The sequence below is a fragment of the Lysinibacillus sp. fkY74-1 genome (assembly GCF_053165895.1).
The window spans coordinates 3,643,806-3,654,844 of sequence record NZ_CP170173.1 but is presented as its reverse complement, the minus strand read 5'-3'; the positions used below and the strand labels follow the sequence as shown (position 1 = coordinate 3,654,844).

Annotated in this window: 10 protein-coding genes; 9 read left to right on the top strand and 1 reads right to left on the bottom strand. The window is 37.8% G+C overall.

The window, feature by feature from the left end; translation table 11 throughout:
• Window positions 1-3: 3 nt before the first annotated feature.
• Entirely contained in the window at window positions 4-1,065 is a 1,062-nt protein-coding gene (locus ACE1MS_RS18070; RefSeq protein WP_099806109.1) for a glycosyl hydrolase family 18 protein, read from the top strand.
• Between the two features lie 323 nt (window positions 1,066-1,388).
• On the opposite strand, the gene ACE1MS_RS18065 is transcribed toward ACE1MS_RS18070, so the two are convergent.
• A complete protein-coding gene (locus ACE1MS_RS18065; RefSeq protein WP_036164331.1) occupies window positions 1,389-2,291 on the bottom strand; it encodes a LysR family transcriptional regulator in 903 nt (300 codons plus the stop codon).
• A 521-nt stretch (window positions 2,292-2,812) separates the two neighbouring features.
• Here ACE1MS_RS18065 and sufC point away from each other — a divergent pair.
• The 8 genes from sufC to ACE1MS_RS18025 all read left to right on the top strand — a co-directional run bounded on the left by sufC (window position 2,813) and on the right by ACE1MS_RS18025 (window position 11,032).
• Window positions 2,813-3,592, top strand: a complete 780-nt coding sequence (gene sufC, locus ACE1MS_RS18060; protein ID WP_447402521.1) for a Fe-S cluster assembly ATPase SufC — start codon at window positions 2,813-2,815, stop codon at window positions 3,590-3,592.
• An 18-nt stretch (window positions 3,593-3,610) separates the two neighbouring features.
• Window positions 3,611-4,918 (top strand): Fe-S cluster assembly protein SufD, encoded by a 1,308-nt coding sequence (sufD, locus tag ACE1MS_RS18055; protein ID WP_012292330.1) that lies wholly within the window; start codon window positions 3,611-3,613, stop codon window positions 4,916-4,918.
• Window positions 4,918-6,147: a cysteine desulfurase gene (locus ACE1MS_RS18050; RefSeq protein WP_012292331.1), complete on the top strand. Its 1,230-nt coding sequence runs from the start codon at window positions 4,918-4,920 to the stop codon at window positions 6,145-6,147. The genes sufD and ACE1MS_RS18050 overlap by 1 nt, the downstream gene beginning before the upstream one ends.
• Window positions 6,137-6,562, top strand: a complete 426-nt coding sequence (gene sufU, locus ACE1MS_RS18045; protein ID WP_012292332.1) for a Fe-S cluster assembly sulfur transfer protein SufU — start codon at window positions 6,137-6,139, stop codon at window positions 6,560-6,562. The genes ACE1MS_RS18050 and sufU overlap by 11 nt, the downstream gene beginning before the upstream one ends.
• Window positions 6,563-6,660: 98 nt before the next feature.
• A complete protein-coding gene (gene sufB / locus ACE1MS_RS18040; protein ID WP_031417705.1) occupies window positions 6,661-8,058 on the top strand; it encodes a Fe-S cluster assembly protein SufB in 1,398 nt (465 codons plus the stop codon).
• Between the two features lie 189 nt (window positions 8,059-8,247).
• A complete protein-coding gene (locus ACE1MS_RS18035; RefSeq protein WP_031417703.1) occupies window positions 8,248-9,216 on the top strand; it encodes an ABC transporter substrate-binding protein in 969 nt (322 codons plus the stop codon).
• Between the two features lie 134 nt (window positions 9,217-9,350).
• Window positions 9,351-10,208, top strand: a complete 858-nt coding sequence (locus ACE1MS_RS18030) for a DUF72 domain-containing protein (RefSeq protein ID WP_447402520.1) — start codon at window positions 9,351-9,353, stop codon at window positions 10,206-10,208.
• Window positions 10,208-11,032 (top strand): sulfite exporter TauE/SafE family protein, encoded by an 825-nt coding sequence (locus ACE1MS_RS18025; protein ID WP_012292336.1) that lies wholly within the window; start codon window positions 10,208-10,210, stop codon window positions 11,030-11,032. The genes ACE1MS_RS18030 and ACE1MS_RS18025 overlap by 1 nt, the downstream gene beginning before the upstream one ends.
• The last annotated feature ends 7 nt before the right edge of the window (window positions 11,033-11,039 follow it).

The window sequence follows — 11,039 nt, the reverse complement described above, 5'->3', positions numbered from 1 at the left end:
CAAGTGAAAAATTTTATATTATTTATCTGTATAGCCCTGTTGTTTATCACTGCTTGTAGTAATAGTAAAGAACCACCTGCTATAGCAAAGGAAGAATTAAAGGATAAAGCGAAGTTGCGTTTATCGATGTGGTTACCTGAATGGCAAAATCAATCAGCCTTAGAAGATGTCCAAAACTCCCAACAAGGATTACAAGATATGCGCGTTTTCGGTGCCTATTTTAATCATAAAGATGAATTGCTATTAACGGATAATGCAGTCGATATGTTGCGACAGACACAGCAGCAATTCAATGAATCACATCATGTAATTCTAACGCTTATAAATGATTATGTGACAGATAATGCCTCTTCTGTTCAAAAGGATAGTACACTTTTGCATAGGTTAGTACAGGATTCTTCAGCAAGAAAAAAGCATATCAATAATATATTGCAGGTAGTTGAACAATACCAACCAGATGGCATTGAAATTGATTATGAAAAGATAGCTAAAGAAGACCTTTCAAAATATGTTCAATTTTTAAAGGAGCTATACCGAGAACTTGCGAAAAAGAATGTTACACTGCATGTAGTGCTAGAGCCGAGCTTTCCATTTGATGTGAAGTTACCGAATGGGCCTAGCTATACCGTAATGGCTTATAATGTACATGGCTATCATAGTGGTCCAGGTGCGAAGGCTACATTTTCATTTCTTAATGATTTAATAAAAAATATCAAAAAATCCAACCAAAAATTAGCTATCGCCTTTGCTACAGGTGGTTTCGATTGGGTAGCTCAAGGTAATACGGTTGCATTAACGGAACTTGAGGCGGAGAAAGTATTAGCTGAAACAAACGCAAAGAAACAACGAGATAAAGCAAGTGGTGCTGTTTATTTTACGTATACAGATACTAGCAATATGAGTCATGAGATTTGGTATGCTGATCAGGAAACACTTGAAAAATGGGTCAAATATGTCCAAAGGAAAAGCTATCATGATGTAGTGTTGTGGCGTGCTGGTGGATTAGGTGTCAAAACATTACAGTGGATTAATGAGCAAGAAACTGGTGAGCGTTTGTCTCCCTAAAAAATCGGTAATATAGACACGTTCAACAAAAGTCATCGAGAAGTTCACGCTCGATGGCTTTTTGTCATTCTCTTGTTCGATTTTTGGAGAAACAAAACAGAAATGATGTTGACAAAGAATGAAATCAATAAACGTAACGATTTGCCAATTAGTTACCCAAAACCCTTCAATTTGGGAAAGTCTAGCGAACGTAGAGAGGGAAGCGGCTCGCCTCGGCCGTCATATCCAGGTTTTACCTTATTTGATTGTAAAAAAAGACTATCGGCAAACTCATAATTTTTGAGTTTATCTATAGTCCCAAATCGCCAGTAAAGGCAATTTTTTTATTGAAATTGAGATAGACGTGAAAAGAAATCTTTGACGAAATTTAAAAAAATGGCTTCTGATGGGGCGATTTCTCGATTTACAGGAGAAATAATACCAACCGTCCTTGGAATGGAGGGTGATTCAATAGGCACCTTTACAGTAAAGCGAGCAGCAGAATCGTAAAGTGAACTTTCTGGTAACAGACTAACGCCTATTCCAGCTGCTACTAAGCCTTTAAGTGCATCCAAATCTTCACCCTCTGAAATAATATTAGGCATATAGCCTGCAGCACGACAAGCATCCATTGCCACTTTATGTAATATATAACCATTTGGAAATAACACAAATAAATCATTTCTCAATTCAGCAAGCTGAATACTCTCTCTTTTTGCTAACGGATGATTAGCTGGTAGAAGAGCGGCAATATTTTCCGTAAACAATATAGTCGACTCAATGGATTCATCTTTTGGAGGAAGCGGACCTAAAAAGGCAAGGTTTAACTCTCGATTTTTGACAGCATCAATTAAAAATCGATAAGATCCTTGTCGTAGCTGAAATTGCAAATTGGGATACTCTCGTTTAAAGGCTGAGATAACGGTTGGCAGTACATAGCTTGCTAAACTTGTTGGAAAGCCAATCTTAATAGAGCCCTTAGCAGGATCAAGATACTCTTCTACTTGTTTGGCAGCAAAATCAATGGCCTTCAATGCCGTAATGGTATGTTCAAGAAAGGTCTTTCCAATCGGCGTTAATTTCACATTGCGTCCCACTCGTTCAAATAACGGAGTGCCTAACTCATCTTCAAGATTTGCGATTTGCCGACTAATGGCTGATTGAGCGACGTGAAGATGCTCAGCAGCTTCTGAAATATGCTCGCGTTCAGCAACCTCCACAAAATAGCGTAATTGACGTAACTCCACTAACATTTCACCTCTATTAATCTAAAAATAAGATTGATTATAGCTCAATTATATAATATTGAAGATAAAAAGTGACTGTAAATACAAAAAAAGTTTAAGTATTCAGTAATCTTGCACAATAGAATTTTTTAGTGTGTAAAAGAGACTGCCATGAAAATATCTTATTTTTAATTGATTCCATTTTAATGAAATAGGTTATAGTATAGTTATGGTTGTTACTGCAAATTTGTCACAAAACCTCTACAATTAGCCCTTTTCACGAGGTTTACACTATGTAGCTAGATGAAATCAATTCTCAATTAGAGATATTTCATTGAAAATGAAGAAAGTCTATTCTCAATATCTATTCCAGATAGTAATAATCTGAAAATGCTTACAAAGCCTTTATTTTTCAAGATTTTATTTGAGGAGAAGGAAAGTAATTGAAATGGTTTGCATAGAGAACGATTTTCAGTTAAGATTAGAATGATGATAATTAAGGAATGGTTGACCCATTCACTGAACACTATGGAGGTATTTTCATGTCAACTTTAGTTATTAAAGATCTTCACGTTGCTATCGACGGAAAAGAGATTTTAAAAGGCGTAAATCTTACAATTAATACAAACGAAATTCACGCAATCATGGGACCAAACGGAACTGGTAAATCCACACTAGCTTCTGCTATTATGGGTCATCCTAAATATGAGGTTACTTCGGGTACTGTTGAGCTAGATGGCGAAGATGTACTTGAGATGGAAGTAGACGAGCGTGCTCAAGCTGGTTTATTCCTAGCTATGCAATACCCATCTGAAATTGCGGGTGTTACAAATGCTGATTTCTTACGCTCAGCTATCAATGCTCGCCGTGAAGAGGGCGATGAAATTTCATTAATGAAATTTATCCGTGAATTAGATAAAAACATGGAATTCCTAGAAATGAACGAAGATATGGCTCAGCGTTATTTAAATGAAGGTTTCTCTGGCGGTGAGAAAAAACGTAATGAGATTCTTCAATTAATGATGATTAAACCGACGTTCGCAATTTTAGACGAAATTGACTCTGGACTTGATATTGATGCACTTAAAGTAGTATCTAAAGGAATTAACGCAATGCGCGGTGAAGGCTTTGGCTGCTTAATGATCACGCACTATCAACGTCTACTTAACTATATTACACCAGACCATGTACACGTAATGATGCAGGGACGTGTTGTGAAATCAGGTGGTGCAGAGCTGGCACAACGCTTAGAAGCAGAAGGCTATGACTGGATTAAAAAAGAATTAGGTATTGTAGAAGAAACAGAAGAACAAGAAGCATAAGAGGGAGGACGAACTAGCATGACAGTGGAACTTAACTTGCCTGTAACAGTACAGGACGTGCGCTCGTTCTCAGAAGCAAATGGTGAACCAACTTGGTTTACAGAGCTTCGCGCGGCAGCACTAGACAAAGTAACTGGTTTAGATTTGCCAAAACCAGATAGAACTAATATTACAAAATGGGATTTCATGAACTTCCCAGCATTTACAGTTCATAGTGAGGCATTTCCATCGTTAGATGCTTTACCTGAAGAAGCAAAAGGGTTAATTGACCTTGAAGCGCAAGAGAATCTTTATATTCAGCGCAATAATACACCAGCTTACATTAAAATATCACAAGAGCTTGTTGATAAAGGCGTTGTTTTTACGGATATTTTTACAGCAGTTCGTGAACATGGTGAGCTTGTTCAAAAATACTTTATGACTGAAGCTGTTAAAGTGGATGAACATAAGTTAACAGCGCTTCATACAGCACTAGTTAATGGTGGCGTATTTGTTTACGTCCCAAAAAATGTAGTCATTGAACAACCACTTCAAGTTGTTTTCTTAAACGATAATGCTGAAGCATCATTATACAACCATGTATTAGTAGTGGCAGAAGCAAATTCTGCTGTAACATACGTGGAAACATATGTTTCAACGGTGGAACAAGCAAAAGGCCAAGCAAATATTATTGCGGAAGTAGTTGTCCAAGATAATGCGCAAGTAACATATGGAGCAGTAGATGTACTTGCAAAAGGCTTTACGACTTATGTAAACCGTCGTGCACGCTTAGCACGTGACGCAAAAGTAGATTGGGCTCTTGGTTTAATGAATGACTCAGATACAATCTCAGAAAATATTACTCATCTAATTGGTGACGGTTCACATGCAGATACAAAAACAGTAGTTGTTGGTCGTGGAGAACAAAAACTTAACTTCACTACGGAGGTTCGTCACTGGGGTAAAAACTCAAACGGGCATATCTTAAAGCATGGTGTTATGAAAGATGCAGCTCAATCTATCTTTAATGGTATTGGCTATATCGAACATGGTGCGACGAAAGCAGATGCACAGCAAGAATCACGTGTATTAATGCTTTCAGAAAAAGCTCGTGGGGATGCAAATCCAATTTTATTAATTGATGAAGATGATGTAACAGCAGGACACGCAGCATCTGTTGGTCGAGTAGATCCATTACAGCTTTACTATTTAATGAGCCGTGGTATCTCGAAAGCAGAAGCAGAGCGCCTTGTTATCCATGGATTCCTTGCGCCAGTTGTTACGCAATTACCAATTGAGGGCGTTCAAAAGCAACTGACGGAGGTTATCGAAAGGAAAGTTCGCTAATGATGAATAAAGACATTAAAAGCTATTTCCCAATTTTAAATCAGGATGTAAATGGTCATAGACTTGTTTATCTTGATAGTGCGGCAACGTCTCAAAAACCTGTTCAAGTGATTGAGGCAATTAAAGCCTATTATGAATTTGATAATTCCAATGTTCACCGTGGAGTGCATACTCTAGGGAACCGTGCTACAGATAAATATGAAGGTGCACGTGAAAAGGTTCGTAAGTTTATTAACGCTCAATCAACACAAGAAATTATTTTTACTCGTGGAACAACGACCTCTTTAAATACAGTAGCAGCCAGTTATGGACGTGCAAATGTTGCTGAGGGTGATGAAATTGTCATTACTCAAATGGAGCATCATTCCAATATTATTCCTTGGCAACAGTTAGCCAAAGAAAAAAAGGCGACATTGAAGTACATTGAGCTAGAAGCTGATGGAACGATTAGTCTAGAAAAAGTACGTGCAACGATTACACCTCAAACGAAAATCGTTTCGGTGTCAATGGCGTCAAACGTGCTTGGAACTATAAATCCAATTAAAGAAATTGCGCAAATTGCACATGCTAATGGTGCTGTTATGGTAGTTGATGGAGCTCAAGCGGCTCCGCATATGAAAATTGATGTGCAAGAATTGGATGTAGATTTCTTAGGGTTCTCTGGGCATAAAATGTGCGGACCTACTGGAATAGGTGTACTATATGGTAAAAAGGAACACCTTGAAAAGATGGAGCCAATTGAATTTGGTGGCGAAATGATCGATTTTGTTGGGTTATATGATTCAACGTGGAAGGAATTACCGTGGAAATTTGAAGGTGGAACGCCTATTATTGCAGGTGCAATAGGATTAGGAGCTGCTATTGATTTCTTAACTGAGATTGGGCTAGATAATATTGCAGAACATGAACATAAGCTTGTTGGCTATGCAATGGATCAGCTTGAAACAATTGACGGTTTGAAAATTTTCGGCCCACGTGACCCAATGAAACGTTGTGGACTTGTGACATTTAATTTGGATGATGTCCATCCACATGATGTGGCAACGGTGCTTGATATGAATGGTATTGCTGTTCGTGCGGGTCATCATTGTGCGCAACCACTAATGAAATGTCTTCAGCAAGTAGCGACAGCGCGTGCAAGCTTCTATCTGTACAATACAGAGGAGGATATTGACCGTCTTGTTGCAGGGTTACGTTCTGCGAAGGAGTATTTTGGCGATGTCTTTTAATAATTTAGATCAACTATATCGTTCAGTCATTATGGATCACTATAAAAATCCTCGTAATAAGGGTTCTTTAGAAGGTGAAGCTGTAACGATTGATATGAACAATCCGACATGTGGAGACCGTATACACTTAACATTAAAAGTGACTGACGGTGTTGTAGAGGATGCCAAATTTGAAGGTGAAGGCTGTTCAATTTCTATGTCCTCTGCATCCATGATGACTCAACTTATCAAAGGGAAAAAGGTAGATGAAGCTTTAGAGCTTGCTGATATTTTTTCTAAAATGATGATGGGTGAAGAGTATAGCGATAAATATGACCTTGAGGATGTTGAAGCACTGCAAGGTGTCTCTCAATTCCCTGCACGTATTAAATGTGCAACATTAGCTTGGAAAGCAATGGAAAAAGGTGTGAAATAAAGCATACTGCCTTGTCAGCTGGGTGAAAGTGACATACTTTCACTCATGGCAAAGGTTGAATACCTCGAAAATATAGCTCAATGAACGGAGGAGAAACGATGGCTAAAAAAATGCCTGATATCGGCGATTACAAATACGGTTTCCATGACAAGGACGTATCAATTTTCCGTTCAAAACGTGGTTTGACTGAAGAAATCGTCCGTGAAATTTCAAATATGAAACAAGAGCCAGAGTGGATGCTAGAGTACCGCTTAAAGGCACTTGAAACATTTTATACAAAACCAATGCCGCAATGGGGTGGCGATCTTGGCGATTTAGATTTTGATGAAATTACGTACTATGTGAAACCATCAGAAGCGACACAAAAATCATGGGATGAAGTTCCTGATGAAATCAAAGCTACTTTTGATAAATTAGGTATTCCAGAAGCAGAACAAAAATATCTTGCGGGTGTATCTGCGCAGTATGAGTCAGAGGTAGTTTATCACAACATGAAGCAAGACCTTGAAGATCTTGGTATTGTGTTTAAAGATACAGACTCAGCATTACGTGAAAACGAAGATATTTTCAAACAATATTGGGGTAAAGTAATCCCATACACAGATAATAAATTTGCGGCATTGAACTCAGCTGTATGGTCAGGTGGATCATTTATCTATGTACCACCAGGCGTTAAAGTTGAAACACCTCTACAAGCTTACTTCCGCATTAACTCTGAAAACATGGGTCAATTCGAACGTACGCTAATTATTGTGGATGAAGGCGCACATGTACACTATGTTGAAGGTTGTACAGCCCCTGTTTACACAACAAACTCTTTACACTCAGCTGTTGTAGAAATTGTTGTTCGTAAAGATGCCTACTGCCGTTATACAACGATTCAAAACTGGGCAAACAACGTATACAATCTTGTAACGAAACGTACAGTTGTTGAAGAAAACGGTACAATGGAATGGATTGATGGTAACATCGGTTCTAAATTAACAATGAAATACCCAGCATGTATCCTAAAAGGTGAAGGCGCTCGTGGTATGACGCTATCTATCGCATTAGCAGGTAAAGGTCAACATCAACATGCTGGAGCGAAAATGATTCATATGGCACCAAACACATCTTCTACAATCGTTTCTAAATCGATTGCTAAACAAGGTGGTAAGGTAACATATATGGGACAAGTTCGTTTCGGTCCTAAAGCTAGTGGTGCTCGTGCCAATATTGAATGTGATACGCTGATTATGGATAACCAATCAACATCTGATACAATTCCATACAACGAAATCCTTAATGATAATGTTTCTTTAGAGCATGAAGCTAAAGTTTCAAAAGTGTCTGAAGAACAATTATTCTATTTAATGTCTCGCGGAATCTCTGAAGAAGAAGCGACAGAAATGATTGTAATGGGCTTCATTGAGCCATTTACAAAAGAATTACCAATGGAATACGCAGTAGAAATGAACCGTCTTATCAAGTTTGAGATGGAAGGTTCTATTGGGTAATTTATCAATTAACCCTTGTCACAACGATGTGTGTGGCAAGGGTTTTTGTTTTGTAAAGAAAACAACTTCCTTAATATATTGAAATAATAGTGGATTTTTATAAGGAGACATACTAAAATGATAATGAGAATCAATATCAATTAAAGAAGGGAGAATGAATACGTGAGAAACAAGTTTCTATTTATTAGTATGATAGCGGTATTTATGCTGAGCCTCGCTGCATGCGGAGAGAAGAAAACAACAGAGGAAGATAGGTCCACAGAGTCGATGAAAGAGGAAGTGGCACAAACACAAGATAGTACTACCAATGAAAATTTGACAAGAACAATAGATTATCTAGGAGAAAGCTATGAAGTGCCAGAAAAGGTCGAAAGAATTGTTGTGACGGGTGCGATGGAAGCCATGGAAGATATGGTGGTACTTGATGTCCATCCAGTAGGAGCGATTGCGGTTGGTGGTAAATTCCCTAAGTTATACGCTGCTGTTACAGATAAGGCAGAGTCGATTGGGGAGAAGATTAAGCCAAACTTTGAAAAAATATTAGAATTAGATCCAGATGTGATTTTAGGCTCAACGAAATTTCCAGAGGAAGTACAAAGTAAATTAGAAAAAATTGCTCCAACCATTTTAGTTTCGCATATCTCTACGAATTGGGAATCTAATTTAAACTTATTAGCTGAATTAACAGGCAAGCAAGCAGAGGCAGAAAAAATATTATCTACATATAAGGCAGATATTGAAACGGCAAAGTCTAGCTTAACAAAAAAACTAGAAGACAAAAAAGTAGCAGCCATTCGAATTCGTGGGGGACAAGCTTATGTCTATCCAAAAGAAGTATTTTTAAACCCTGTTCTATATGGTGAGCTTGGTTTAGAAGTTCCTGCTGAAATTGCTAAGGCAACATCTCAAGAAGCGATTTCTGTTGAGCAACTAGCGGATATGAATCCAGATTTTTTATTTGTCCAGTTTTCAACGGATGAAAATGCGGATGCTCCAAATGCGTTAGAAGATTTTAAACAGAATCCCATTATCCAAAATATAAATGCCTTTAAAAATGAGCAAGTGTTTGTTAATGTTGTGGACCCACTAATGGAAGGTGGCCCAGCGTTTAGTCGTATTACTTTTTTAGAGGCCTTCCAACAAAATCTTGATAAATAGCTTGTTTGGCATGAGTTCAATCGTATAAGGACTCATGCTTTTTCTTGTGAAAAGCTATATTTTTTTTACATGATGTTTAATTGTAGGAGAAGACTGTATGCTATGATTATGTTGTAGATAAAGGAGGATGTCACATGATTGTAGTTGGATTAACTGGATGGGGCGATCACCCTTCACTTTATAGTGGAGTGACTTCTTCAAAGGATAAATTATTTGACTATACAGGTCATTTTTTAGCGGTGGAAGTAGATACTTCTTTTTATGCCATACCATCCAAAGATAATGTTCGTAAATGGTGTGAGAATACACCTGAGAATTTTCGTTTTGTAGTGAAGGCCTATCAAGGCATGACTGGACATTTACGGGGAGATATTCCCTTTGAATCAAAGAATGATATGTTTAACGCTTTTATTGAATGTGCCCAAGAATTTAAACGTTTTGGAAAATTAGGAATGATTTTAGCTCAGTTTCCACCATGGTTTGATTGTCAGTCAAAAAATGTTCAATACTTATTGTATATTCGTCAACAATTAAAGGATTTCCAAGTGGCTATCGAATTTCGCAATCAAACATGGTATGCAGATAATGTAGTACAACAAACAATGGACTTTTTAAGAGAGCATCAATTTATTCATACGATTTGTGATGAGCCGCAGGCTGGCGTAGGATCGGTACCCTTCTATCCTGTAGTAACTGCCGATAAGGCGCTGGTGCGTATTCATGGGCGAAATATACATGGCTGGCGTAATACAGGGAATGCAGAAAACTGGCGCAAAGTGCGCTTTTTATATGACTACAATAAAGAAGAATTGCAACAGCTTGGGCATCAAATTCTCAAGCTTGAGCCAGAGGTGCAGGAACTTTTTATATTATTTAATAACAATTCAGGTAATCATGCAGCGAAGAACGCAAAGGAATTACAGGGTGTTTTGAATATTAAAGATGTTGGGTTAGCGCCTAAACAATTAAACATGTTTGAAGGGGAATTATAATGGCGTTTATTTTATTAGTAATTATTGCATTATTTTCAGGTCTCCTTGGCTCATTAGTTGGGCTTGGTGGTGGCGTGGTATTAGTGCCAGCAACTTTATATATCGGTTTAAACCTTGGTATGATCCCAGATATAACACCACAAAAAGTTGTTGGTTTATCTGTTGTCATGATGATTTTTACAGGACTTGCCTCGACATTAAGCTATATGAAATCGAAAACGGTGGATTATAAAACTGGCTATATATTTTTTATCGGCAGTATTCCAGGCTCCATTTTGGGTGCATGGGTTAATAAAGGATTAGATTTACCATCCTTCAATTTATACTTTGGTATTTTGCTTATTATTTTATCCATTATTTTACTTGTTCGCGACAAATTGAAGCCGGTAGAATGGTTTGTGAAAAATGGCCTGCAACAGGAGTTTACTGATGCACAAGGGAAAACCTTTGTCTATGGATATCCGATTTGGTTTGCCATTTTATTTACATTTGGGGTAGGGTTTGCCTCAGGTCTGTTTGGTATAGGTGGGGGCTCAATGATTGTGCCGGCTATGATTATTTTGTTCTTATTTCCACCACATGTAGCAATAGCAACTTCGATGTTTTTAGTTTTTTTAACGTCTGTTGTAAATACGGCTAGCCATATATATTTAGGGCATGTTCCATGGCTTTATACAATTCCCGTAATACCAGGAGCATATATTGGAGCGAAGCTAGGTGCAGCCTTAAATAAAAAAATTAAATCAGATACGCTTGTACTGGTTCTTCGGATTATTTTATTATTATTAGGAATTCGTTCCATCGTTGAAGGGATATTGGCTTAATCGGCTA